The sequence below is a fragment of the Bradyrhizobium sp. 149 genome (genome assembly GCF_023073915.1).
Lineage (GTDB): Bacteria > Pseudomonadota > Alphaproteobacteria > Rhizobiales > Xanthobacteraceae > Bradyrhizobium.
Genome location: NZ_JADPKK010000013.1, coordinates 143613 through 167803, shown reverse-complemented (window position 1 = coordinate 167803; position 24191 = coordinate 143613). Strand labels below are relative to the sequence as shown.

Genomic DNA, 24191 nt, shown 5'->3' with positions numbered 1-24191 from the left:
CGGCGCAGGGAGGCCAAAGCTAGCGGATATTTGCACGAAACCAAACCGGACACGTCGCTACGATCATGCCGTGAATCAAAGGAGCCCGGGATGCGCGTCGGAGTGCCCAAGGAAATCAAGGTGCAGGAGTATCGCGTCGGGCTCACCGCGGGCGCGGTCCGCGAATATGTCGCGGCCGGGCACGAGGTGACGGTCGAGACCGGCGCGGGCGGCGGCATCGGCGCCTCCGACGAGGTTTATAGGCGGGCAGGGGCCACCATTGCCGACAGCGCGCGGGACATCTTCGCGAAGTCCGACATGGTCGTGAAGGTGAAAGAGCCTCAGAAAAGCGAGTGGGCTCAGCTCCGCGAAAGCCAGATCCTGTTTACTTATCTCCATCTCGCGCCGGATCCTGGACAGGTCAAGGGTCTGCTCGCCTCCGGCTGTACTGCGATCGCCTATGAAACCGTCACCGACGCGGCCGGTCACCTCCCCCTGCTTGCGCCGATGAGCGAAGTCGCCGGCCGCCTCGCCATCGAGGCCGCCGGCGCCGCGCTCAAGCGGTCGGCTGGCGGCCGCGGGCTGTTGCTGGGCGGTGTTCCCGGCGTGCAGCCGGCGCGGGTCGTCGTGCTCGGCGGCGGTGTGGTGGGAACGCAAGCGGCGCGCATGGCCGCGGGCCTTGGCGCCGAAGTCACCGTGATCGACCGCTCCATTCCCAGGCTTCGCGAACTGGATGATCTCTTTGCCGGGCGCGTGCGCACCCGCTTCTCCACTATCGAGTCGGTTGAGGAGGAGGTGTTCGCTGCCGACGTCGTGATCGGCGCGGTGCTGGTGCCCGGCGCGAGTGCGCCCAAGCTCGTGACGCGTGCGATGTTGACATCGATGCGACCGGGCGCCGTGCTGGTCGACGTCGCGATCGATCAGGGCGGCTGCTTCGAGACCTCGCACCCGACGACACATGCAGAACCAACTTATGTGGTCGACGGCATCGTGCATTATTGCGTCGCCAACATGCCCGGCGCCGTGCCGGTGACGTCAAGCCAGGCGCTGAACAACGCGACGCTGCCGTTCGGCTTGATGCTCGCGAACAAGGGCTTTGCCGCGGTGCTGGAAAATCCACATCTGCGCAATGGGCTGAACGTGCATCGCGGCCGTATCACCAACAAGGCTGTGGCGGAAAGCCTCGGGCTGGAGTTTGCTCCGGTGGAGAGCGGGCTGGCGGCCTAGAGCATGATCCGAAAAGCACGCAGCGGTTTTCCGAAAAGATCATGCTTAAAATATATAGAGCCTACGCCGGCTTGCGATGGCGGCTGCCGAGCGCGGCCTCGATCGTCTCGGGCTTCTCGATGCGCGCGATCAGCATGTCGATGCCGTCGCCGCCCCAGAACAGCTCGCCATTGAACACCATGGTCGGTACGCCGAACACGCCGAGCGCCTCGGCCTCGTCGAGGATGCGGTCATGCTCGGTGCGCGCGGGACCGTGAACGTAGGCTTCGAACTCGCTGGCCGAACCGCCGCACGATGTGATGACGTCAGTGATCGCGGCGAGATCGTCGATCTCGAGCTCATGGCTCCAGAAACGGCGAAACACCGTGTCGTGGTACGGACGGAAGAAGCCGTGCGACTGCGCGAACAGCATGCCGACGCTGGAATAAAACGCGTCGTAGATCCGCCGGGGCCCTTTCATGACGAGCCCTTGCGCATTGGCATAGCGCCGCGCGTCCATATAGGCGTAGCGAACCTTGCGCCAGAAATGCGGCGTGCGCTCTTCGACGGTCCCCATAAATTCGGCGACGCGTAGCGTATAGGGCAGCCATTCGAGCTCGACGCCATGCGTCTCCTCGAGTTCGAACAGGCGCTTGTTGGCCACGTACGCGTAGGGGCTCTTGTAGTCGGTGTAGATGCGCACGCGCGGCTTCGGCATCGGCGAACTCCCTTTTTCCTTCCTTCTCCCCTTGTGGGAGAAGGTGGCGCGCAGCGCCGGATGAGGGGTTTGCACCCGCAATGACAGAGTTGCGTTCGCGGAGACAACCCCTCACCCGGCTTCGCTGTCGCGAAGCCACCCTCTCCCACAAGGGGCGAGGGTGCACCGTCCTCTTGGCGCCATCAACGTCTCAAGCCGTCAGGCCGTCGTTAGCTTGTACTGCCGCAGATCCGGATCATGCGTCATGCGCCAATAATCGACGAAGCGCCAGGGCATCGCGGAAAACACGCGGCCGCTCGAATTGCGATAGTAGGTGCTCATGCCGGGATGAGTCCAGATCATCGCCTCGTGCTCGGCATCGACCTTCCGGACGTAGTCGTCCAGGACCTCCTTGCGGACATCGATCGCTGCGACGTCGTGCTCGATCATGTCGGCGAGGCAGGCGGAGATGTAGCGGCTTTGACACTCTGACTGGAAGATGACGCTGCCGCCATGCGCGGGGCCGGAGTTGGGCCCGAGCATGCAGAAGAAATTCGGGAAGCCCGGCACGGTGAGGCCGAGAAACGCGATCGGATTGTCGTTGGCCCAGGCGTCGCGCAAATCCTTGCCGTCGCGGCCGCTGATGTTGAGGCGCGCCGCCATTTCCGTGACCTTGAAGCCGGTCGCGACCACGATGATGTCGGCGGGACGGTGCTTGCCGTCCGCGGTGACAATGCCGTTCTGGTCGAAATGATCGATCGTGTCGGTGACGAGTTCCACGTTCGGGCGCGTCAAGGTCTTGAACCAGTTGTTGTCGAGCAGGATGCGCTTGCCATAGGGCGGATAGGTCGGCACGCATTTTTCGATCAGGTCCGGCCGGTCCTTCAACTCCGATCGAATAAAATCGGTCAGCTCCTGGCGATGGCGGTCGTTGCCCTTGTTGACGGCGCGCTCCGGATGCGGCCAGGCCGGGTCCTTGCGCAGGAAGGGCAGCAGGCCATCGCCATAGCGCCAGAACATGTTGAAGCGATACCACTGCACATAGAACGGCAGATGCGCGAGCAGCCAGCGCGCGCCCTCGCTGATGGGGTCGGCATACCCTTTCACCGGCCGCGCCCATTGCGCGCTGCGCTGGTAGATCGTGACCGAGGCGACGCAGTCGGCAATCGCCGGCACGAGCTGCATCGATGTCGCGCCGGTGCCGATCACAGCGACGTGCTTGCCGTCGAGCTTGATGTCATCGGACCACAGCGCGGAATGCAGGACCGTTCCCTTGAAGTCTTCCTCGCCCTGGAAGCGGGCGCGCGAGGGATCGTTGAGCTGGCCGATCGCCGAGACCAGCGCGGTCGATTCGAAGGTCTCTTCGCCGTTCTCGGTCCTCAGCGTTGAGATCCAGCGCCGCTTGCCCTCATCCCAGCGCGACGAGGTCAGCTCGGTGTTGACGCGCAGATGCTTGCGAATGCCATATTCGTCCGCGACCTTGACCAGATATCCGTGCAGCTCCTCGCGCTGGCAGAAATAGCGGGTCCAGGCATTGCCCGAGCCGAACGAGTAGGAATAGGAGTGGTTCGGCGTGTCGACGCCGCAGCCGGGATAGCGGTTGATCCACCAGGTGCCGCCGAGCTCCTGGTTCTTCTCGACGATGGTGTAGGGGATGCCGAGATGGCCGAGCGCGACGCCGAGCGCGATGGCGCAGACACCGGCGCCCACGATCAGCACATCCTGGCCGGCGATCTTCTGGTCTGAAGGACGCTTGGTCCAGCGCGCCTCGCGCGGCACAAAACCCATCTCCTCGCGCATCAGGGGCGCATATTCCGGCGAGACATTCTCGCCGAGGCAGGCGCGCATCATCTTCAGCAACAGCTCCTCGCCGGGATCGGTGATCACCGGCTTGGGCGTGCCTTCGGCGAACAGTTTGACCACTGCGGCGCGGATCTCATCCTGGATCTCCCGGGGCACGCCGGCCTCGGGATCGGGAATGAGGCGGATGTCGCGCTTGGGCAGATAGGGTGGCTCGAGCCAACGCTCGTCGCCGGTCATGTGCACCAGCACCATCAGCAGGCAGCGGATGTCGCCTTCTGCAATCGCCGAGGTGAGGTCGAGCGCCTTGAGCGGAGATTCGATGTTCATGGCGTGTCCTGATCTCCGGGTGCAGTGAAGAGGCCGCGCGTCATCAGCTTGCGATAGGCGGAGATGACGTGGTCGGGAACGGCGGTGACGCCGTCGGCGGAATAGGAGTAGCGCCGGCTGAGATAGCCGCGTGAGCCCATCAGCATGTGGACGATGGCCTCGAACTCTTCGTCGCTGTAATCCTCGATCGCGCCTGAGCGTCGCGCGCGACGCAAAATGCGGACATAGGCGACCGAGATGTTGTCGAGGTGCTTCTGGTAGCCGAGCGGAGCGAAGAACTCGGCCTCGTTGAGGATGCGCAGAAATTCCGGCACCTCGCGGATGAAGTCGAAGAAGGCGGAGAAGCGCTCGATCTCCTGCCGCGCCGCATCCGCCGTGCCGGTGCGGGCGCGGATGAACTCGACCATGTCGAGGCCAATCTTAGGCAGCAGCTGGTCGAGCAGCTCCTGACGGTTCTCGAAATGATTGTAGAAGGTGCCTTGCGCGACGCCGGCTTCCTCGGTGATGCGGGCGACGGAGGCTTCGGCATAGCCATGCTTGCCGACGATTTTCGTGGCGGCCTCGAAGATCTTCTGCTTGGTCCAGGCATTGCGCTCGACGCGGTTGAGCTTTGTGACTTTCTCGGTGGCGGGGGCTTGCGTCATGCCACGGTCTCCAGTTCGGCGCGCAGCACGCGCTTGAGAATCTTCCCCGAGGGGTTGCGCGGCAGGCTGCTGCGGATGATGAGCTCTTTCGGCACCTTGAAGCTCGCCAGCCGCGTGCGGCAGTGCTCGGTGAGGGCAGGAAGCTCAAGGCTAGCGCCGTCAGCCAGCACGACGATGGCGACCGGCCGCTCGCCCCAGCGCGGATCGCGCAGGCCGATCACCGCGACCTCGCGCACCTCTGGCAGATCGTAGATGACGCGCTCGACCTCGGAGGATGCGATGTTCTCGCCGCCGGAGATGATCATGTCCTTCTTGCGGTCAGTCAAATACAGGAAGCCGTCCTCGTCGAGATAGCCGACGTCGCCGCTGCGGAACCAGTCGCCGAAGAAGGCGGAAGCCGTCTTCCCCGGATCGTTCCAATAGCCGCGCGTGATCTTCGGTCCGCGCAGGCAGATCTCGCCATTGACGTTCGGCGGAAGTTTGTTGCCATCCTCGTCGCGGATCTCGATCTCGACGTGAGCAATGGCGCGCCCCGCGGAGCCGATCTTCTCGATTTCGCGGCCTGCGTCCATGAAGGTGTCGCCGCCGACGGTTTCGGTCAGGCCGTAGGCGTCGATGTAGCGCGCGTTGCGGAAATATTCGGAGAAAGCGCGGATGCGCAGCTCAGGCGTCTTCTCGCCGCCGCCGATCGCCCATTTCAGGCTGGAGACGTCGTAGCGGTCACGCGTCGGACAGGTGAGCATCGCGGTGGTCATCACGGGCGCGAACCAGGCGGCGTTGAGCTTGTCTTCCGCGATCGCGGCAAGCGCGCTCTCCGGCTCGAAAGAGCGCTCGATGCGGATGAAGCCGCCATGCCAGAGCACGGCGATGCCGGGCAAATCGAGCGCGCCGATGTGATAGAGCGGGCCGACGACGAGAAGGCGCGTCTCCGCGCTCAAGGAGAGCGCGATCGTCTGGTCCGCCGACTTCCAGTAGAAATTATCGTAGCTGATCATCACCCCCTTGGGGCGGTCGGTCGTGCCCGACGTGTACATCAGTCGCATCAGATCGGACGGCTGGCGAACGTGCATCGGCGCGGCCGCAGCGTCGCCTGCGAGGCACGTTACGCTCTGCTGTGCGGCCTCGTCGACTACGACAACTCGCGCTCCCGCGGCATTCGCAGCGAATTCCTCATCGGCTATCAACAGGCGAGCACCGGCATTGCCGGCGATGTAGCCGACCTCGTCGCGCGAGAGGCGGAAGTTGATCGGCAAGAACACCGCGCCGAGATGGCTGGTGGCGAAGACGAGCTCGAGGAACGCCGCACTGTTCTTCATTAGCACGGCCAGGACATCGCCGGCGCCGATGCCCCGAGCGTCGAGCCAGCCTGCCACCTTCCGGACGCGCGCGTCAAAGGCGGCGTAGGAGATCTCCTCGCCGCGATATTTCAGCGCGGGCCGCTCCGGTGTGCGCCGGGCATGAAAGGCGATGAAGCTCGAAAGGTTGATCATTTTGCGGGTTCTGGGCCGATTGCCGGCACCGTTTTCGTCGTTGATGAATTCTGACTCATAATTCATCTTTGGCTTGACGTCACCCCCTGCCTCTGAAATCTTGGGAATACGGAGACGAGATGATCTCCGGCAGGGATCAGGACACGCCGACCCCACAGAGGGAGGGAAAAATGACGAGAATCCGCACGCCGGGCATCAGCCGCCGTTCAACATTGGCGCTGATGGGCGCCGGTGCGATGAGTGTTGCCGCGCCGTGGGTGGCGCGCGCGCAGGCCAAGACCATCAAGGTCGGCATGCCGACGATTTTGTCGGGCCGGGTCGCGCAGCTCGGTACGTCGTCGCGCAACGCGGTGATGCTCGAGGTCGACAAGGTCAACGCAGCCGGCGGGCTCGCCGGAAGGCCAATCGAGATGGTGATCCGCGACTCCAAGGGCCAGCCGCAGGAAGCGGCCCGCGTCGCGCGCGAGCTCGTCAACACCGACGGCTGCGAATGGCTGATCGACGCCGAGGCGTCGTCCGGATCGTTCGCGGTGCATGAAGTGGCGCGCGATCTCGGCGTGCTCTGTGTCCACACCTGCTCGGAAGCGTCGTCGCTGACGGCCGATCCGAAGCAGCACATCCCGAACGCGTTCCGCTGCGTCCGCCAGGGCATTCACGATTCCATCGTCGGCGGCAGCTACGCCGCGTCGATCTCGAAGGCCAAGGGCCTGAAGAAATGGGCGACCTGCTCGCCCGACTATGCCTATGGCCGCGACACCACCGGCGAGTTCACGCTGTACCTGAAGCGCTTCGCGCCCGACGTCGAGATCATCAGCGAGTCCTGGCCAAAACTGTTCCAGCCCGACTACACCGAAGTCGTGACCAAGATTTTGCAGGCGAAGCCGCAGGCGCTTTACTCCTGCCTGTGGGGCGGCGATCTCACCTCGTATATCGACCAGGCCAACATCTACGCGATGTTCGGCCAGATGGAGGTGTTTGCGGTCAACATGGCCGACTACACCGCGCTCACCGTGGTGAAGAACCTGCCCAAGGGCATCCATTCGGGTAACCGCTACATCAAGTCGTTCCCGGCCACGCCGGAAAATGCCGCCTGGGGTGATGCCTACAAGGCCAAGTACAACGAGTATCCGACCAACTGGTCGTGGCAGAACGCAACCGCGGTGATGTTCCTGGCAGAAGCCGCGAAGAAGGCGAACTCCACCGACGGCAAGAAGATCGCGGAGGTCTTGAAGGGCCTCACCATCAAGTGCCCGTTCGGCGCCGACGGCACCGTGACCATGCGCGGCGACGATCACACCCTCGTTGGCTACGCCATCGGCTGGGGCACCACGATCCCGCAGGAGCCCTATGTCCCGGAGGTCAAGGCCGGCGATTGGAAGGCCATCTTCGAGCTCGAAGCCGAGTGGAAGAAGAGCAAGGGCTACACTTGACCCTGCATATGGCGGAGGCGAGCGATCGCCTCCGCCTTCATTTGTTTTTCCGCGCCGCGACCGGCGCACGACAATGAAAGTGCTCCCGTGGATCTCGACGCGCTTGCCGGCTGCCTCTCCAGCTCCGCCTGCCTGGTGACGCAAACCACCAGCGGCCTTATCATCGGCATGCTGCTGTTCCTAGTCGCGGTCGGATTGACGCTGATTTTCGGCGTGCTCAAGATCGTCAATTTCAGCCACGGCGCCTTCTACATGTTCGGCGCCTATTTCGCGATGGCGGCCTATCAGTTCACCGGCAGCTTTGCGCTTGCAATGCTGGCCGGTGCGGCCGGCACCGCCATTCTTGGACTGATCTTCGAACGCATCTTCATGAGCCGCGTCTATGGTGCCGACGTGCTGATGCAGCTGCTCGTCTGCTACGCCTTCGTGCTGATCTTCGACGATGTGGTGCGGCTGATCTGGGGGCCGGAATTCAGGTCGATGGGCATGCCTGCGGCGTTCCAGGTGATGCCGCTGTTCATCGCGGGCGGCGTGGTGCCGCCTTATTATCTGCTGCTGATCGGCGTAGCGCTGATCGCGGCGATCGTGCTCGGCATTGGGCTCTCGCGCAGCCGCATCGGCAAGGTGATCCGTGCCGCTGCGCATAATCCCGGCATGGTCTCCGCGCTCGGCATCAACACCGGCCTGATTTACGGCGGTGTGTTCGCGCTCGGGGGTATGTTGGCGGGGCTGGCGGGTGCGCTCGCCGCGCCAGTGCGGTCGCTGACCCCCGGCATGGGATTTTCGGTGCTGATCGAGTCCTTCATCGTCACCGTGATCGGCGGCATGGGCTCGATTGTGGGCGCGCTGGTCGGTGCGCTGCTGATCGGCCTGATCCGCTCGTTCGGCTCGCTCGGCTTTCCGCTGTTCACGGAAGGCCTGATGTATCTGTTCATGGTGATCGTGCTGGTCTCGAAACCCACCGGCCTGTTCGGCAAGGAGGCGGCATGACCGAGCTGGAGGCCGGACGCGCCGACAGGCTGGCGCCGGTGCGCAGCGTCGCCGCGCTTCAACGCTACCGCGATGTGCTGATTGCGCTGATCGCCTTCGCCGTGCTGGCCAGCCTGCCGCTGTTCACGGACAGCAAGGCGCTGCTCGACTTCGTCATCCGCTGCTCCGCCTACGGCCTGTTTGCGACCTCGCTCAACCTGCTGGTCGGCTACACCGGGCTGACCTCGTTCGGCCATGGCATGTTCTTCGGCCTCGGCGCATACAGTTTCGGCCTGATCATGCAGAAGCTCGGCTTGCCCATTCCGGTCGCCTTCGTCGCGACGCTGGCGATCACGGCGGTTGTCGCGACCGTCATCGGTGCGATCTGTGTGCGGCTGAAGGAGATCTATTTCGCCTTCGTCACGCTCGCGTTCCAGATGCTGATCCACTCGACGATCCTGTCCTGGGCTTCCTTCACCGGCGGTGATCAGGGCCTGCGCGGCGGCATTCCGCGTCCCGCATTCCTCGGCATCAATCTCGCCGACCACGTCCATCTCTATGTCGCGAGCTGTGCGCTTCTCATCCTCGGCCTGCTGGCCATGCGCCAGATTGCGCAATCGCCGTTCGGCTACACCCTGCGCATGATCCGCGACAACGCCGCGCGCGCGAGCTTCCTCGGCATTGACGTCTGGCGCGCAAAACTCACCGTCTTCGTGCTGGCGGCGCTGTTCGCGTCGATGGGCGGCATGGTGATGGCGCTGTTCGTCTCCGGCGCCTATCCGGAATTCGCCTATTGGACGATCTCGGGCGAGGGCATCTTCATCAACATGCTCGGCGGCGTCTCGACCTTCCTTGGGCCGATGGTCGGGACCGTGCTGTTGCTGCTGCTCAACGACACCGTGACGCGGTTTACCGAGTACCACGGCATCGTGCTGGGCGTCGTCATCCTGTTCTTCGCGCTCGGCTTGCGCAAAGGCCTTTTGGACTTCGTCGCTGAATGGTTTTCACAACGTCGCGGCGCAGGCGAGGGACGCTAGCCATGCTCGAGATCCGCAACCTCGCAAAATCCTTTGGCGGCGTGAAGGCGACCAACGACGTCTCGCTCGACTTCCTCGACGGCTCGCTCACCGCCGTGATCGGCCCGAACGGCGCGGGCAAGAGCACCTTCTTCAACCTGATCACTGGGGCGCTGAAGCCGGATTCCGGAGAGGTGCTGCTCGGCGGCGTCGATCTCGCCGGCCGTTCGCCGCCGGAGATCGTCCGCCACGGCATCGGCCGCGCGTTTCAGGTCGCCAGCATCTTCAAATCGCTGACGGTGCAGGAGACCATGCTCGCCGCCGTCAGCGCCGACCAGCTATCGTCCGCGGTGCTGCACAAGCGTTTTCCGTTGCCGGAGACCCGCGATCGCGCCGAGCATGTGATGGAGCTGCTGGGCCTCGCCGGCAAACGCAATCGCACCGCCGCGACCCTGTCGCATGGCGACCAGAAGCTGCTCGACATCGCGCTGGCGCTGGTGCTCGAACCAAAAGTGCTGCTGCTGGACGAGCCCACCGCAGGCATGGGCCCGGAGGAGCGCTGGCGCATGATCGATAGGGTCCGCGAGCTCTGGGAGACGCAAAAGATCACCGTGATCTTCATCGAGCACGACATGGACATCGTGTTCAAGATCGCACCGAAGATCGTGGTGCTCTGCTACGGCCGCATCCTCGCAACGGGAACGCCCGACGAGATCCGCAACAACAGCGCCGTGATCGAGGCGTACCTCGGCACCGAACATGCGGGAGCCGCAGCATGAGCGCCGCAATCATCGAAGTCGCCGATCTCGACGTCTATTATGGCACCAGCCAGATCCTGTTCGGCGTCGCCCTGACGGTGCGGCAGGGCGAGACAATGGCGCTGCTCGGCCGCAACGGCGCGGGCAAATCGACGACCATGAAAGCGATCATGGGTCTGGCGCCGCCGCGACGGGGCAAGGTCAGCCTGCGCGGCGCGGTGATCTCCGGCCGGAAGCCGCACCATATCGCGCGCGCCGGCCTCGGCTTCGTGCCGGAGGACCGCCAAATCTTTCCGGAGCACACGGTCGAGGACAACCTCGTCATCGGCAGGAAGCGCGGACCGGAGGGCCAGGACGAATGGCCGATCAAGCGCATCTACGACGTCTTCCCGCTGCTGGAGCCGCTGCGCCACCGCATCGCCGGGCGCCTGTCGGGCGGCGAGCAGCAGATGCTCGCGATCGCGCGCACGCTGATGGGCAATCCGGCGCTGCTGCTGCTCGACGAGCCGAGCGAGGGCCTCGCGCCGATCATCGTGCAGCGGATCGGCGAGTTGTTGCGGCAACTCCGTCAGCTCGGCTCGACCGTGCTTATCGCCGAGCAGAACATGCATTTCTGCCTGGGGCTGGCGAGCCATGCCACCGTCATCGACAAGGGCCAGATCGTCTATGCCGCCGGAATCGACGAGCTGAAGGCCAACGACGCCATCCGCCGCCGCTATCTGGCGCTGTAAGCCGGGGTGCCGGTGCCCCAATAGGCCGGAAGAAGAAAACTATTGCCCCGGGTCTCTCCGGCGGAAGGAGTTTCCCCTCCGGCTGGCAAAAAAGCCAATCGCTTCCATTGCTGTTTGAGGCCGAAACGACGACATTTCTGGCAGAAATTGATGGATTGACTGCTATGGAACGCACCGGGTTTGAGCCTTTCGGCGAGCGATTGGTGTCCGCAACGGACACCCAGCCGCGTTCGCGCGGGTCAAAGCTGCTGCTGCGGGTCGGCACCGGTCTGTTCTGGTCGCTGGTTGCCGGCATCGTGCTCGCGCGTGCGGCCTTCTTCGAGCCGGGCGTCTACGACGGTTTCAGCCGCGTCGCCTCGCTGGCCAAGAGCCTGATCTTCTAGGCTCGATCCTCGGCCTGAGGATAGAACTTCCCTCGGCCCTGATATGTCGAAAACTTATTCCCCAATCGGATGGCGCTGCGTATAAATCCTTCTCCTCTGGGAGAGATTTGTGTCGCAGAATCAAGCATCCAGCCCGGCCGACGCCAAGCCGACCACGGCCACGGGCCGTATCGTCGCGCTGATTCCCGGCATCCTCCTCTGCATCGCCGTGGCCGGCGTCTCGGCCCTGCTCGAGCGAGGGGAGCTCGGTCTGTTCGAGCACCCCTATGTCGAGGCGCTGGTGATGGCGATCCTGCTCGGCATGGCCCTGCGCAGCTTCTGGAAGCCCGCGCCGCGCTGGCAGTCGGGCATCGCCTTCAGCGCCAAGCAGCTGCTCGAAGTCGCCGTCATGCTGCTGGGGGCCTCGATCAGCTTTGCCGCTATCGCCGCGTCCGGCGTCGCGCTGTTGGCTTCGATCGCAGCGGTCGTCGTGGTCGCGCTCTGCGTCTCCTTCGGCATCAGCCGCCTGCTCGGCCTCTCGACGCGGCTGTCGATCCTGATTGCCTGCGGCAACTCGATCTGCGGCAATTCGGCGATTGCTGCCGTGGCGCCGATCATCGGCGCCAACAATGACGAGATCGCATCCTCGATCTCCTTCACCGCGATCCTCGGTGTCATGATGGTGCTGGGCCTGCCGCTGCTGATCCCGCTGCTGCAGCTATCGGCCACGCAATACGGCATCCTCGCAGGCCTGACCGTCTATGCCGTACCGCAGGTGCTCGCCGCGACGGTCCCAGCGGGGCTCGTCTCGACACAGATCGGCACGCTGGTGAAACTGATGCGCGTGCTGATGCTCGGGCCGGTCGTCGTCGGCCTCTCGCTGACGGCCTCGCGCTGGCAGAGCGACGCCAAGAAGACCAATGTCGGCTTCTTCCGCCTGGTCCCGTGGTTCATCCTCGGCTTCCTTGCGCTGGCGACATTGCGCTCGCTGGAGATCGTGCCGGGCACGGTGGTCGGCCCAGTGACGAAGATCACCAGCTTTCTTACGGTGGTGTCGATGGCGGCCCTCGGCCTCGGTGTCGATGTGCGCGTGCTGGCCAATGTCGGCGGGCGGGTGACCGCGGCCGTGACGTTGTCGCTGATGCTGCTGCTCGGGATCAGCATCGCGCTGGTGCACTGGTTCAAGTAGTCTCGCCGCGATGGCGGTGCACCCTCGCCCCTTGTGGGAGAGGGTGGCTTCGCGAAAGCGAAGCCGGGTGAGGGGTTCTCTCCGCGAATGAACCTATTGCAGTGAATGTGCGGAGAGAACCCCTCATCCGGCGCTTCGCGCCACCTTCTCCCACAAGGGGAGAAGGGAAGAAGTGCGAGAGCGCTTGCGCTTCTAAATCACATCCGCGAGCGAAGCGCCGTGCAGTTGGATGTTCAGCCCCTGCATGCCAAGATCGGTGATCTCGCCGCCCATCGCCTTGATGCTCTCCTCGCGGATCAGCGACATCAGTCCGCGGCGCAGCGCCAAAAACTCCGACGACATCATCATCGACTGCTGCCGCGGCCGCTCCAGCGGGATCGGAATCTCCGCCTTGATCGAGCCGGGGCGGGCGGTCATGCAGTAGACGCGGTCGGACAGGAAGATCGCCTCGTCAATGTCGTGGGTGACGAACAGGACCGAGATCTTCAGCCGCTGCCACATGTTAGTGAGGATCTGCTGCATGATGACGCGGGTCTGCGCATCGAGCGCGCCGAAGGGCTCGTCCAAGAGCAGCACCTTTGGTCCCGTCGCGAGCGCGCGGACGATGCCCACGCGCTGCTTCATGCCACCCGAGAGTTTCTCGGGGTAATGTTTTTCGAAGGCTTCGAGGCCCGCCAGCCCCAGCAGCGTGCGCGCGGCGCGCTCGCGCTGTGAGCGCGGCATGCCGCGCATCTTCAAGCCGAACTCGACGTTCTCCCGCACCGTCTTCCAGGGAAACAGCGAATATTGCTGAAACACCATGCCGCGCTCGGCGCTGGGGCCGTTCACCTTCTCACCGTCGACGGTGACGATGCCCGTGGTCGGCTTGAGGAAGCCCGCGACCGCGTTGAGCAGCGTCGACTTTCCACAGCCGGAGGGCCCGACGATCGAGACGAACTCGCCGGGCTTCACATGGATCTGCGTCTCGGTGACGGCCTGTACCGGTCCTTCGATGCTGTCGTAGCTGAGGGAGAAATTCCTGACCTCGATATGGCCCTGCGGTGCTTTGGCAACGATCTCGCTCATTTCAGCCTCCACGGCATCACCAATTGTCCGGCTCCCCGGATCAACATGCTTGATCCGAGACCGAGTACGCCGATGGCGATCATGCCGAGCGCGATGTCGGCATACTGGACCAGCGAATAAGCCTCCCAGGTGAAATAGCCGATGCCGTATTGCCCAGAGATCATCTCGGCGGCGATCAGGGATACCCATGCCACGCCCATGCCGACGGTGAGGCCGGTGAAGATGTGCGGGAGCGAGGCCGGGAAATACACATCGCGAAAGATCGAGCGCTCGCGGGCGCCGAGACATTGCGCGGCGCGCACCAGCACGGGATCGACCAGCGACATGCCGTGCAGCGTGTTGACCAGGATCGGGAAGAACGAGCCGAGGAACGTGATGTAGACGATGCTCTGCTCGTTGGTCGGCCACAGCATGATCGCCATAGGTACCCAGGCGATCGCCGGGATTGGCCGCAGCACCTCCGCTACCGGAAAGATGATCTCATGGACAAGCTTGAAACGGCCCATGATCAGGCCGAGCGGCACGGCGACGATCGCCGCGAGCGAGAAGCCGAAGAAGATGCGCCGGCAGCTCAACAGGACATGCAGCAGGAATTTCGGATCATGGATCGCCTTGGTGAAGCTCGCATAGACCGCGAGCGGCGAAGGCACGTTGGTGAAGCGCACGAAGAACACGACGCGATAGGTCGTCAGCAGGTGCCAGGCCAGCAGGAAGACGATCAGCGAGATGATGCCGATCGCGGTCGCACGGAGCCCGCCGCGGTTGAGCCGGTACCAGCGCAGTGCCAGCGTGCCAAAGGCGGGCGACGTCGCGGGCGGAGTGGCGGGAACGGGGCCCGCCTCGCCGATGGCATCTGCTGCCGGCATGCTGTCCTCGGAATGTCTGAGGAGGGCGGGACTGCTCACGTCTTGCCTCCGCCGACCGCCGCCTTCACGGCGTCGTCGAAGCCGAGCACCTTGCCGCTGATCTTGGCGGCATAGGCTTCGGCGTCCTTCTTCAGCAGGAACGGGGCAACCTCGCCATTGCCGACCGCGAAGAAAGCTTGGTCGGCGAACAGCTTGATGCCGCGGGTGGTATCGAAGACGTAGGCCACGTTGATCTTCTTGCCCTTCGCCTTGTAGTCGGCATAGGCGCCGAGTGTGCAGCTGGCTGACGAGAAGGGCACGATGCCTGAATCGTCGACCCAGACCTCGCCGGCCTTGCGCGGATCGGCGATCGGCTTTTTGCAGAATGAATCTTCGCCGGCGATCTCGTAGTTTTTGGTGCTCGCAAGCTGCGTGTCATAGTCGAGATTCATCTCGGCATAGGCTTTGCGGATGTAGCTGTCGTCGACCCATTTCTTGGGATCGAACTCCTTCATGCGGCCGAGGTTCTGCAGCACCTTGACGTCGGCGGTGGCGGCGTCGATCAGCGCCGGCTTGACCGTCGGGTCGGTGGTCATGTTGCCGCTGGGGCCGAGGAAGATGTAGACGACCTCCTTGCTGATGCCGGTCCATTCCTGGATCTTCTCGGCGGCGAGCTTGGGATCGTCGCGCAGCCATTGATTGGCGGCGATAATCGCCTTGAAGTAGGCGACGACGACCTCGGGATATTTCTCGGCGAAATCAGTGCGCACGACGATGCCGTGGAAGGTCGGCAGATTGGTCTCGACGCCGTCAAAGATCTTTCGTGCAAAACCGCGGAACGGCAGCAGCTCGGCGAACGGGACGAAATCGGCGTGCGCGTCGATCTTCTTCTCCTGGAGATTGGTCGAGCCGACCTCCGGGCTCTGGCTGACGAGCTGGAAAAAATCCGGCGCGTAGCCGCGGTCCTGCATCGCCTTCAGCACCATGCCGTGCGCGGCCGAGCCGAACGGCACGCTGACGAGCTTGCCATTGAGATCGGCGAGATCGTAGTAGGGCGAATCCTTGTGAACCACGATGCCGTTGCCGGAGCCTGACAGGCTGTAGGCGGCGATGCCGATCAGCCGGCTCTTGCTCTCCGGATTGCTGTCGAAGGTGAAGCCGTTCACGATCAGCGGATAGTCGCCCATCATGCCGATTTGCAGCTTATTCGCCACCATTGCGTTGGTGACGGGCGGGCCGGAGGTGAAATTCTGCCACTCCAGCTCGAACTTGATGTTGGCGTATTTGCCTTCCTTCGGCAGATATTTCTCGAGGAAATGGAGCTGACGGATGACGACGCCGGCGGTCACCGTGTTTGTGGTGGTGTCCTGCGTTCCGATCCCGAGCGTGACGGTTTCCGCCGCGGCCGGCTGCGCGAGGAGAAGCGCCAGCGACGTCACCGACATCGCGATCGAGAGCGTGGGAAGATGGCGGACCATTCTCATCCTCATTCGGTTGGATGTGCTGTGATTGCCATGATTGGGTGAGGGCGTGGGCAGGGCAAATCCGGAATGAGCACCACAGTCGATTAGTTGCCGGGAAAAGTTGATTGCATACTCCTTGGGCAGTCCTGCACTATAAAGCCGCATGCATGGGCACCGGCCCTAGTCGGATGCTTGCCCTCGCATCTCTTCCAGCACATCGGGCCGGCAGACCACGATCTGCGAGCGCTTGGTCAGCACGATTCCCTTCTCCTGCATGCGCTTCAGGCTGATCGTGACCCATTGCCTGGTGGCGCCGACCATGTGGGCGATATCGGCATGGGTGAAGGCGGCCGCGATCACACGGCCGTCGGCGTCATGGACGCCATAGAGGTCAACGAGATGCAGCAGCAGATGCGCAAGGCGCTGTGTGATCGAGCGCGTTCCCAGCATCTGGGCCAGCGCCGAATAGCACTTGCCCTTGAAGGTCAGGCCTTCGATCAGCCCGATCGCAAGGTTCGGGATCTCCACGGCAAGGGATCGCAGCTCCTTTCCGGGCAGATGCACCACGCTGCAATTGCTGGATGCAACGCCGGACCATTGATGCGCTGTGCCTTCGAACACTTCCGGCCCGCCGACGAAATTGCCGACATGCCAGTAGGCCAGCGTGATCTCGCGGCCGAGCGGGGAGGTGTAGAACACCCGGATACGGCCGCTCTCGATCAACCAGATACCGTCATGCTTGCCACCCTGGCTGAACAGCGTCTGGCCGCGGTTGAGCACTTTTCGGCGGCCCTGCTTCAGCACCAGCTCGCGCTCGCGCTGGCTGAGCTTGTCCATCAAGGGCGGCGGTCCGCCGATCCATTGCTGGTTCTCGGTGAGCAGCAGCGAGGAGCCGCCGGCCGGCCGGACTGCCGGGGGGACAGTCCCGCGAACCACATTGGCCGCCTGTAACATCGTCTGCCTCCGGAACGTTGAAATCGTTCTAAAGAGGAGCAATGTCCGTGCCAGTCACTCAGCTGTCATCGCCCGGCGAAGACCGGGCGATCCAGTATTCAAGAGAAAGCAATGGGATACGGATAAGCCGCGGGGTACTGGATTCCCCGCGTTCGCGGGGAATGACAGCGGAGTTGGCGGAGAGATTTTGGCCTAGCGCCCCGCCAAGCTCAACAAATACGGCTTCGGGTAAATCCCCCGGTTGTGCCCATCCGAAAACGAGATGTTCAGCCCGTAGCCGAGATCGCCGATCTCGGTGATCGCGATGCCCGGAAACCGCTCGGGGAAGCGGCCGTCGAAGCGGGCGCGGGTGCAATGGGCACATTTGCAGGAGAGGCGGAGCTGCTCGGCGGGAAGGCTGAGCTCGCCGTCCTGCGTGGTGCGGACGCGGAGCGTCGCGAGGTCGGCGCTTGCTTCGTAATCTGCCACGGTCGGTGTCACCAAGGTCATGACGTGTCTCCGACCCTCCCTACGTTGTCGCAGCGCTGCTGCGATAGCAACTAATTGCCAGGCGCGGACGCGAGCCACTGGTCCTCGCTGCCTGCACTTCGATCATCGTCCACGAAATGTGAAACTAATCGACCGGGAATTTCAGTTCGGCGTTGCCCGATTCCTGTCTCTCCGAAACCTTGCGCGCAATCGAGGTCAGGAGAGACAATGAGCGCATTTCAGAAGGAAACGGTTCTGTCGGTCAGGCACTGGACCGAATCCCTGTTCAGCTTCACCGCGACGCGCGATCCGGGCTTTCGCTTCCAGAACGGCCAGTTCGCGATGATCGGGCTGGAAGTCGAGGGCAAGCCGCTGCTGCGGGCCTACAGCATGGCCAGCGCCAATCACGAGGAGGCGCTCGAGTTCTTCTCGATCAAGGTGCAGGACGGCCCGCTGACCTCGCGGCTCCAGAAGATCAGGGAAGGCGACGTCATCCTGGTTGGCCGCAAGGCGACGGGCACGCTGATCACCGGCAATCTCATTCCCGGCAAGCGCCTGTTGCTGCTCTCGACTGGAACGGGGCTCGCGCCGTTCGCCAGCCTGATCAAGGACCCCGACGTCTACGAGAATTACGAGACCATCGTGCTCGCCCATGGCTGCCGCCAGGTCTCCGAGCTCTCTTATGGCGAGCACCTCGTCGAAGGCCTGCGCAATCACGAGTTCTTTGGGCCGCTGATCCACGACAAGCTGGTCTACTATCCCACCGTCACCCGGGAGCCGTTCAGGAATCGCGGCCGCATCAGCGACCTGATCGCCTCGAACCAGCTTTTCGACGACATCGGTCTCTCAGGCCTCGATATCGAGACCGACCGCATCATGTTGTGCGGCAGCCCGGCGATGCTGGAGGAACTGCCCGCGATGTTGTCTGCGCATGGCTTCATCGAGGGCAGTCACAGCCGGCCCGGCCATTTCGTGATCGAAAAGGCGTTTGTCGAGCGCTGAGGCGCAAATCGCACCCCGCCGACAACTAATTGCTATCGCCGGGACGCCTGCTGAACAAATCTGATGCAAAGGCGCCGGACCTGCCGGCGAACCAGGAGCAAGCGATGGCACTAGATCAGATCGTCGACGGACTTTCGGAGGTTTCCTGCGACGTGCTGGTGATCGGCGGCGGCACGGCCGGCCCGATGGCGGCACTAAAGGCGAAGCTGAAGAACCCGAAGGCCAACGTCGTCCTGCTCGAAAAGGCCAACGTCAAGCGCTCCGGCGCAATCTCGATGGGCATGGACGGCTTGAACAACGCCGTCATCCCCGGCTATGCGACGCCGGAGCAGTACACCAAGGAGATCACCATCGCCAATGACGGCATCGTCGATCAGAAGGCGGTCTACAAATACGCGCAAAACTGCTATTCGATCATCGAGGAGCTCGACAGTTTCGGCATCCGCTTCCTGAAGAACGAGAACGGCGACTACGCCGTCAAGAAGGTGCATCACATCGGCACCTACGTGCTGCCGATGCCGAACGGCGAGACCGTGAAGAAGGCGCTCTATCGCCAGCTCCGCCGCGCCCGCATCCTGATCTCCAACCGCTACATGGCGACGCGGCTTTTGAAGTCCGCCGACGGCCGCATTGCCGGTGCGATCAGCGTCAACACCCGTACCGCCGAGATCCTGGTGATCAAGGCCAAGGCCGTGATCCTGTGCATGGGCGCCGCCGGCCGTCTCGGCCTGCCGACCTCCGGCTACATGTTCGGCACCTATGAGAACGCGGCCAACTCGGGCGACGGCTATTCCATGGCCTATCACGCCGGTGCGGCACTGGCGAACCTCGAATGCTATCAGATCAATCCGCTGATCAAGGACTATAACGGCCCGGCCTGCGCCTATGTCGCCGGTCCCTTCGGCGCCTTCACCGCCAACAACGAGGGATCGCGCTTCATCGAATGCGATTACTGGTCCGGACAGATGATGCTCGAATTCTACAACGAGCTGCTGTCCGGCAAGGGCCCGGTGTTTCTCCAGCTCAAGCATCTGCACCCGGACACCATCTCCGAGATCGAATCCACGCTGCACAAGGTCGAGCGTCCCACGCGCGGTCTGTTTCAGCAGGGACGCGGCGTCGACTACCGCAGCGAGTCGATTGAGATGCATATCTCGGAGATCGGCTTCTGCTCCGGTCACAGCGCGTCGGGCGTGTTCGTCGACGACAACGCGCGCACCACGGTCCCCGGCCTCTATGCCGCCGGCGACATGGCGAGCGTGCCGCACAACTACATGCTCGGTGCCTTCACCAACGGCTCGGTCGCCGGGATCGACGCGATGGAGTTCGCCGACAATCACGATTTTGCTGAATTCGACGCGGCCGAAGTCGCGAAGGAACGCGACCGCGTGATGGCCCCAACCAAACGCGAGGACGGCATCCCGCCGAACCAGATCGAGTACAAGACCCGGCGCCTCGTCAACGACTATCTGCAGCCGCCGAAAGTCACGCGCAAATACGAACTCGGCATGCGCCGGCTCGCCGAAGCAAGGGAAGACATGCAGGAGCGCATGATCGCGCGCAACGCGCACGAACTGCTCCGCGCGCTCGAAGTACAGTCGATCATGGACTGCGCGGACATGGCTGTGCATGCCTCGCTCTACCGCGAGGAAAGCCGCTGGGGCCTCTATCACTGGCGGACGGATTTCCCGGAGAAGGACAACGAGAACTGGTTCTGCCACACACTGCTGAGCAAACAGGACGGTAAGATGACCAGCGAGAAGCGTGCCGTGGAGCCCTATGTCGTGCCGATCGCCGACGGCGAGAAGGATCTCTACGCCAAGCAGCGCATCCGCGCCACAGCCTGACCCGCCGCACAAGTAACAGGAGACATACGATGCCTCTCGCTTCCTATCAGACATCGGTTCCGGTGGTCGTCGACGACGCCAAATGCATCGCGGACAAGGGCTGCACCGTGTGCGTCGACGTCTGTCCGCTCGACGTGCTGCGCATCAGCGACATGAGCGGCAAGGCCTACATGGCCTATGACGAGTGCTGGTATTGCATGCCTTGCGAGGCCGATTGCCCGACCGGCGCCGTCACCGTCAACATTCCCTATCTCCTGAGGTAGTCATGTCGAGCCCGTTCGAATCCTACGACGATCTCGAAGATGCCGACGAGCGGCTCCAGGCCGCCGATCCAGGGGAGCGCCGTGTCGCGATCATCGCGCTCGGCCATTCCGGCGATCCGGCCGCCGTCGGCCATCTCGCCAACATGGTGACCGATCCCGATGCCGGCGTCCGCCAGCAGGTCGCGATGGCGCTCGGCGAGTTCGACGGACCGGAGGCCGCCAGCGCGCTGGTGAAGCTGCTCGTCGACCCCGAACGAATTGTCGCGGCCGCCGCGGCCGACAGCATGGCCGAGTTCAAGGATCCCGCCTGCGCCGAAATCATCCTGCCGCTGGTCAAGCATGCCCACGCCTTCGTCCGCATGGGCGCATTGCGTGCGCTGAAGGAGCTGCGCTGCAAGGACACGCTGAAGCCCGCGCTGGAAGCGCTCCAGGATTCCGACGCCGCCGTGCGCGTGCAGGCAATCGGCGTGATCGGGTTCCTCAAGCTGGAGGAATCGATTCCGGCGCTGACCTCGCTGATCAACGATCCCGACGCTCATGTGCGCCGTGCCGCCGTCAGCGCGCTCGCCTTCTCGCATTTGAAGCCGGCGGCCGAGACGATCACCCGCGCGCTGAAGGATACCGACTGGATGGTGCGCGAGATGGCGGCGGAAACTTTGGGCCTGAACGTCAACGGCTCGCTCGCCGCCGACCAGCTCATCGGTTCCCTCGCAGACGAATTCTGGCAGGTGCGGCTGAAGGCGATCCGCAGCCTCGGCCGGATGAAGATCGAGCGCGCCGTGCGCCCGATCGGCAATTGCATCAATCATGATCAGGCCAATCTGCGGAAGGAAGCCGCTGCGGCGCTCGGCGAGATCGCCCATCCCGACGGCGAGGCGTTCCTTGCCGTCATCGCCGACGATTCCGATCCTGAGGTGCGCAAGAACGCGCGCTGGGCGCTTCAGCAGATTGCGGCGCGAAAAGCCCGGGCGGGGGCATAGAAGCGCGGCAGGCTGCCGCTCTGGACTTCCCGTCCCAGACGTTTATTGGTCTTCGCCAACGTGATCGGCCTCTGCGAACGCGGCCGATCCGAAAAGAGCGAGGACACGCCATGACGACATTGACGGTTAAGGACCTTCTTCCCGAGGACGGCACGCGCGGAACGCTCGTCGGCCGCGTCTGGCTGCCGCAGTCGAATGGCCCGGCCGTGGTCGTCGTGCGTAGCGATGGTGTATTCAACGTCACGGCAAAATTCCCGACCGTCAGCGCGCTCTGCGAGGAGGACGATCCGGCGAAGGCGCTTGCCGCGACCAAGGGCGAGCGCATCGGCGACCTCGAGCCGATCGTCGCCAACACGCCGCCCGATCAGCGCGATCCGAAAAAGCCGTGGCTGCTCGCGCCGGTCGATCTCCAGACACTGAAGGCGGCCGGCGTGACCTTCGCCATCTCGATGCTGGAGCGCGTGATCGAGGAGCGGGCGAAAGGCAATCCGGCCTCGGCCGAAGCGATCCGGAAAGAAGTGACGCGGCTGATCGGCGATGATCTGTCAAAACTCAAGCCGGGCTCGGACCAGGCGATGCACCTGAAGCAGGTGCTGATCGACCAGAACGCTTGGAGCCAGTATCTCGAGGTCGGCATCGGCCCCGATGCCGAGGTCTTCACCAAGGCGCCGACCTTGTCGTCGGTCGGCACGGGCATGGATGCGGGGCTGCATCCGAAGTCGACCTGGAACAATCCCGAGCCGGAGCTCGTGCTGTTCGTCTCGAGCCGCGGCAAGATCGTCGGCGGCGCGCTCGGCAACGACGTCAATCTGCGCGACTTCGAGGGTCGTTCAGCGCTGCTGTTGTCGAAAGCCAAGGACAACAACGCCTCGTGCTCCATCGGTCCGCTGCTGCGCCTGTTCGACGACAGCTTCACGCTTGACGACGCCCGCAAGCTGGACATCAGCCTGAACGTGAAGGGGCAGGACGGCTTTGTCCTCGACGGTCACTCCTCGATCAGCATGATCAGCCGCGACCCCACCGACCTCGTCGAGCAGACCATCGGCAAGGTTCATCAATACCCCGACGGCTTCGTGCTGTTCCTCGGGACCATGTTCGCGCCGGTCAAGGATCGCGATGCGCCGGGGCAGGGGTTCACCCACAAGCGCGATGACATCGTCACGATCGCGGCGCCCCAGCTCGGCAAGCTCATCAACCGTATGCGCGGCAGCGACGAGTGCGAGCCGTGGACGTTCGGCATCGGCGCGCTGATGAAGAATCTGGCGCAGCGGAAGCTGATCTAGGGCCGGCTCTCCCTCACGTTGCCCCCGAGCAGCGCATTCGCAAAAGGTCGTCATGCCCGGGCTCGTCCCGGGCATCCACGTTCTTTGACCCGCATGGCAAGGCCGCGGATGGCTGGGACGAGCCCGGCCATGACGATGTGGCGCTGGCCAAGCCGCATCATTTCCTTCATCTTCCCGTTGCATCCACGGAACACAATCGCGCTTGGCGTGTCATACGGTGGCCCTCTCGCCGAGCGCAGTGTTCGGCGCAAATAGTCAGATAATATGACTAGTCGGAACCAAACTTCCGTGAAATAGTCCCTCCCGCCGCCTCCAAGGCCGGCCTGCGGGTGCCATGCTACCAATCGGCGCCCTGGATAACATTTTGGGAGACACGCCTGATGATCCTCAAAGCCCTCTTTGCGGCCAGCGCCACCGCCGCGTTGCTGCTCGCGTTGCCGGCGAATGCCGCCGAGCTCACCATCGGCTTCTCGCAGATCGGATCGGAATCCGGCTGGCGCGCGGCCGAGACCTCGGTCTCCAAGCAGGAAGCTACCAAGCGCAAGGTCAATCTCAAGATTGCCGACGCGCAGCAGAAGCAGGAGAACCAGATCAAGGCGATCCGCTCCTTCATCGCGCAGAACGTCGATGCGATCTTCCTAGCGCCCGTCGTCTCGACCGGCTGGGACTCGGTGCTGAAGGAAGCCAAGGAGGCCAAGATCCCGGTCGTGCTGCTCGATCGCGATATCGATCCCTCCGGCAAGGAGCTCTATCTCACTGCAGTGACCTCCGACAGTGTGCATGAAGGCGAGGTCGCCGGCGACTGGCTGGCAAAGACCGTCGGCGGCAAGGCCTGCAACATCGTCGAATTGCAGGGCACGGTCGGCGCGAGCGTCGCCGCCAACCGCAAGAAGGGTTTTGACACCGCAATCGCCAAGCATGCGAACCTGAAGGTGGTGCGCAGCCAGACCGGCGACTTCACCCGCGCCAAGGGCAAGGAAGTGATGGAAAGCTTTATCAAGGCCGAAGGCGGCGGCAAGTCGATCTGCGCGGTCTACGCACACAACGACGACATGATGGTCGGCGCCATCCAGGCCATGAAGGAAGCCGGCCTCAAGCCCGGCAAGGAGGTCCTCACCGTCTCGATCGATGCGGTCCCCGACATCTTCAAGGCGATGGTCGCGGGCGAAGCCAATGCCACGGTCGAGCTGACGCCGAACATGGCGGGGCCCGCGCTCGATGCCATCGCGGCCTTCAAGGACAAGGGCACCGTTCCGCCGAAATGGATCCAGACCGACTCGAAGCTCTACACCGCCACCGATGATCCGCAGAAGATCTACGACAGCAAGAAGGGCCTCGGTTACTGAGGCGAGTGCGTCGCCAGACCGCTCTTTGCGGCCCGGCGCCCCCCTTCGAAACCGCTGCGCGAACGGATAGGCTA

23 protein-coding genes are annotated in these 24191 nt (G+C 63.6%); 14 read left to right on the top strand and 9 right to left on the bottom strand.

The features are described from left to right. The first annotated feature begins 90 nt into the window (after positions 1–90). The gene (ald, locus tag IVA88_RS06220) at positions 91–1206 is read left to right on the top strand and encodes an alanine dehydrogenase (RefSeq protein ID WP_247496409.1); all 1116 of its coding nucleotides are present in this window, start codon (positions 91–93) and stop codon (positions 1204–1206) included. 61 nt (positions 1207–1267) lie between these two features. On the opposite strand, the gene IVA88_RS06215 is transcribed toward ald, so the two are convergent. From IVA88_RS06215 to IVA88_RS06200, 4 genes are all read right to left on the bottom strand, one after another. Then, positions 1268–1903: a DsbA family protein gene (locus IVA88_RS06215; protein WP_247496408.1), complete on the bottom strand. Its 636-nt coding sequence runs from the start codon at positions 1901–1903 to the stop codon at positions 1268–1270. Between the two features lie 198 nt (positions 1904–2101). Next, positions 2102–4012, bottom strand: a complete 1911-nt coding sequence (locus tag IVA88_RS06210) for an NAD(P)-binding domain-containing protein (protein WP_247496407.1) — start codon at positions 4010–4012, stop codon at positions 2102–2104. Then, positions 4009–4656 carry a TetR/AcrR family transcriptional regulator gene (locus tag IVA88_RS06205; RefSeq protein WP_247496406.1) on the bottom strand — a complete coding sequence of 216 codons (648 nt, stop codon included), beginning with the start codon at positions 4654–4656 and terminating at the stop codon, positions 4009–4011. The genes IVA88_RS06210 and IVA88_RS06205 overlap by 4 nt, the downstream gene beginning before the upstream one ends. Then, positions 4653–6146 (bottom strand): AMP-binding protein, encoded by a 1494-nt coding sequence (locus tag IVA88_RS06200; RefSeq protein WP_247496405.1) that lies wholly within the window; start codon positions 6144–6146, stop codon positions 4653–4655. Before IVA88_RS06200 ends, IVA88_RS06205 begins: the two co-directional genes overlap by 4 nt. 170 nt (positions 6147–6316) lie before the next feature. Here IVA88_RS06200 and IVA88_RS06195 point away from each other — a divergent pair, with 170 nt between their 5' ends. The 7 genes from IVA88_RS06195 (at position 6317) to IVA88_RS06165 (ending at position 12601) form a co-directional block, all read left to right on the top strand. Then, positions 6317–7576, top strand: a complete 1260-nt coding sequence (locus IVA88_RS06195; protein WP_247496404.1) for an ABC transporter substrate-binding protein — start codon at positions 6317–6319, stop codon at positions 7574–7576. Positions 7577–7663: 87 nt separating this feature from the next. Beyond that, the gene (locus IVA88_RS06190) at positions 7664–8566 is read left to right on the top strand and encodes a branched-chain amino acid ABC transporter permease (protein WP_247496403.1); all 903 of its coding nucleotides are present in this window, start codon (positions 7664–7666) and stop codon (positions 8564–8566) included. Next, positions 8563–9582, top strand: coding sequence for a branched-chain amino acid ABC transporter permease (locus IVA88_RS06185; protein ID WP_247496402.1), 1020 nt, complete (start codon positions 8563–8565; stop codon positions 9580–9582). Before IVA88_RS06190 ends, IVA88_RS06185 begins: the two co-directional genes overlap by 4 nt. 2 nt (positions 9583–9584) lie before the next feature. Continuing rightward, positions 9585–10340, top strand: coding sequence for an ABC transporter ATP-binding protein (locus IVA88_RS06180; RefSeq protein ID WP_247496401.1), 756 nt, complete (start codon positions 9585–9587; stop codon positions 10338–10340). Beyond that, complete coding sequence (locus IVA88_RS06175) at positions 10337–11050, top strand: ABC transporter ATP-binding protein (RefSeq protein ID WP_247496400.1); 714 nt, start codon at positions 10337–10339, stop codon at positions 11048–11050. The genes IVA88_RS06180 and IVA88_RS06175 overlap by 4 nt, the downstream gene beginning before the upstream one ends. Positions 11051–11253: 203 nt before the next feature. Beyond that, positions 11254–11433: a hypothetical protein gene (locus IVA88_RS06170; protein ID WP_231171117.1), complete on the top strand. Its 180-nt coding sequence runs from the start codon at positions 11254–11256 to the stop codon at positions 11431–11433. 109 nt (positions 11434–11542) lie between these two features. Then, entirely contained in the window at positions 11543–12601 is a 1059-nt protein-coding gene (locus IVA88_RS06165) for a putative sulfate exporter family transporter (protein ID WP_247496399.1), read from the top strand. A 192-nt stretch (positions 12602–12793) separates the two neighbouring features. Here IVA88_RS06165 and IVA88_RS06160 read toward each other — a convergent pair whose 3' ends face one another. The 5 genes from IVA88_RS06160 to IVA88_RS06140 all read right to left on the bottom strand — a co-directional run bounded on the left by IVA88_RS06160 (position 12794) and on the right by IVA88_RS06140 (position 17417). Next, entirely contained in the window at positions 12794–13666 is an 873-nt protein-coding gene (locus IVA88_RS06160) for an ABC transporter ATP-binding protein (RefSeq protein ID WP_247496398.1), read from the bottom strand. Next, positions 13663–14532, bottom strand: coding sequence for an ABC transporter permease (locus IVA88_RS06155; protein WP_247496397.1), 870 nt, complete (start codon positions 14530–14532; stop codon positions 13663–13665). The genes IVA88_RS06160 and IVA88_RS06155 overlap by 4 nt, the downstream gene beginning before the upstream one ends. 35 nt (positions 14533–14567) lie before the next feature. Beyond that, positions 14568–15989 (bottom strand): ABC transporter substrate-binding protein, encoded by a 1422-nt coding sequence (locus IVA88_RS06150; protein ID WP_247496396.1) that lies wholly within the window; start codon positions 15987–15989, stop codon positions 14568–14570. 165 nt (positions 15990–16154) lie between these two features. Then, complete coding sequence (locus IVA88_RS06145; RefSeq protein WP_247496395.1) at positions 16155–16928, bottom strand: Crp/Fnr family transcriptional regulator; 774 nt, start codon at positions 16926–16928, stop codon at positions 16155–16157. Positions 16929–17120: 192 nt separating this feature from the next. After that, positions 17121–17417 (bottom strand): gamma-butyrobetaine hydroxylase-like domain-containing protein, encoded by a 297-nt coding sequence (locus tag IVA88_RS06140; RefSeq protein ID WP_247496394.1) that lies wholly within the window; start codon positions 17415–17417, stop codon positions 17121–17123. Between the two features lie 207 nt (positions 17418–17624). On the opposite strand from IVA88_RS06140, the gene IVA88_RS06135 reads away from it, so the two are divergent. From IVA88_RS06135 to ytfQ, 6 genes are all read left to right on the top strand, one after another. Next, complete coding sequence (locus tag IVA88_RS06135) at positions 17625–18398, top strand: ferredoxin--NADP reductase (RefSeq protein WP_247496393.1); 774 nt, start codon at positions 17625–17627, stop codon at positions 18396–18398. 104 nt (positions 18399–18502) lie between these two features. Continuing rightward, positions 18503–20245, top strand: coding sequence for a fumarate reductase/succinate dehydrogenase flavoprotein subunit (locus tag IVA88_RS06130; RefSeq protein ID WP_247496392.1), 1743 nt, complete (start codon positions 18503–18505; stop codon positions 20243–20245). 29 nt (positions 20246–20274) lie between these two features. Beyond that, positions 20275–20508, top strand: coding sequence for a ferredoxin family protein (locus IVA88_RS06125; RefSeq protein ID WP_045011595.1), 234 nt, complete (start codon positions 20275–20277; stop codon positions 20506–20508). 2 nt (positions 20509–20510) lie between these two features. Further along, positions 20511–21488 (top strand): HEAT repeat domain-containing protein, encoded by a 978-nt coding sequence (locus tag IVA88_RS06120; RefSeq protein WP_247496391.1) that lies wholly within the window; start codon positions 20511–20513, stop codon positions 21486–21488. Positions 21489–21598: 110 nt separating this feature from the next. Further along, complete coding sequence (locus IVA88_RS06115; RefSeq protein ID WP_247496390.1) at positions 21599–22771, top strand: fumarylacetoacetate hydrolase family protein; 1173 nt, start codon at positions 21599–21601, stop codon at positions 22769–22771. A gap of 380 nt (positions 22772–23151) precedes the next feature. Further along, a complete protein-coding gene (gene ytfQ, locus IVA88_RS06110) occupies positions 23152–24117 on the top strand; it encodes a galactofuranose ABC transporter, galactofuranose-binding protein YtfQ (protein ID WP_247496389.1) in 966 nt (321 codons plus the stop codon). Positions 24118–24191 lie beyond the last annotated feature (74 nt).

Coding starts and splice junctions, on each gene's coding strand:
- ald (WP_247496409.1), top strand. CDS start 91: ATGCGCGTCGGAGTGCCCAAGGAAATCAAGGTGCAGGAGTATCGCGTC.
- IVA88_RS06215 (WP_247496408.1), bottom strand. CDS start 1,903: ATGCCGAAGCCGCGCGTGCGCATCTACACCGACTACAAGAGCCCCTAC.
- IVA88_RS06210 (WP_247496407.1), bottom strand. CDS start 4,012: ATGAACATCGAATCTCCGCTCAAGGCGCTCGACCTCACCTCGGCGATT.
- IVA88_RS06205 (WP_247496406.1), bottom strand. CDS start 4,656: ATGACGCAAGCCCCCGCCACCGAGAAAGTCACAAAGCTCAACCGCGTC.
- IVA88_RS06200 (WP_247496405.1), bottom strand. CDS start 6,146: ATGATCAACCTTTCGAGCTTCATCGCCTTTCATGCCCGGCGCACACCG.
- IVA88_RS06195 (WP_247496404.1), top strand. CDS start 6,317: ATGACGAGAATCCGCACGCCGGGCATCAGCCGCCGTTCAACATTGGCG.
- IVA88_RS06185 (WP_247496402.1), top strand. CDS start 8,563: ATGACCGAGCTGGAGGCCGGACGCGCCGACAGGCTGGCGCCGGTGCGC.
- IVA88_RS06180 (WP_247496401.1), top strand. CDS start 9,585: ATGCTCGAGATCCGCAACCTCGCAAAATCCTTTGGCGGCGTGAAGGCG.
- IVA88_RS06175 (WP_247496400.1), top strand. CDS start 10,337: ATGAGCGCCGCAATCATCGAAGTCGCCGATCTCGACGTCTATTATGGC.
- IVA88_RS06160 (WP_247496398.1), bottom strand. CDS start 13,666: ATGAGCGAGATCGTTGCCAAAGCACCGCAGGGCCATATCGAGGTCAGG.
- IVA88_RS06155 (WP_247496397.1), bottom strand. CDS start 14,532: ATGCCGGCAGCAGATGCCATCGGCGAGGCGGGCCCCGTTCCCGCCACT.
- IVA88_RS06150 (WP_247496396.1), bottom strand. CDS start 15,989: ATGGTCCGCCATCTTCCCACGCTCTCGATCGCGATGTCGGTGACGTCG.
- IVA88_RS06145 (WP_247496395.1), bottom strand. CDS start 16,928: ATGTTACAGGCGGCCAATGTGGTTCGCGGGACTGTCCCCCCGGCAGTC.
- IVA88_RS06140 (WP_247496394.1), bottom strand. CDS start 17,417: ATGACCTTGGTGACACCGACCGTGGCAGATTACGAAGCAAGCGCCGAC.
- IVA88_RS06135 (WP_247496393.1), top strand. CDS start 17,625: ATGAGCGCATTTCAGAAGGAAACGGTTCTGTCGGTCAGGCACTGGACC.
- IVA88_RS06130 (WP_247496392.1), top strand. CDS start 18,503: ATGGCACTAGATCAGATCGTCGACGGACTTTCGGAGGTTTCCTGCGAC.
- IVA88_RS06125 (WP_045011595.1), top strand. CDS start 20,275: ATGCCTCTCGCTTCCTATCAGACATCGGTTCCGGTGGTCGTCGACGAC.
- IVA88_RS06120 (WP_247496391.1), top strand. CDS start 20,511: ATGTCGAGCCCGTTCGAATCCTACGACGATCTCGAAGATGCCGACGAG.
- IVA88_RS06115 (WP_247496390.1), top strand. CDS start 21,599: ATGACGACATTGACGGTTAAGGACCTTCTTCCCGAGGACGGCACGCGC.
- ytfQ (WP_247496389.1), top strand. CDS start 23,152: ATGATCCTCAAAGCCCTCTTTGCGGCCAGCGCCACCGCCGCGTTGCTG.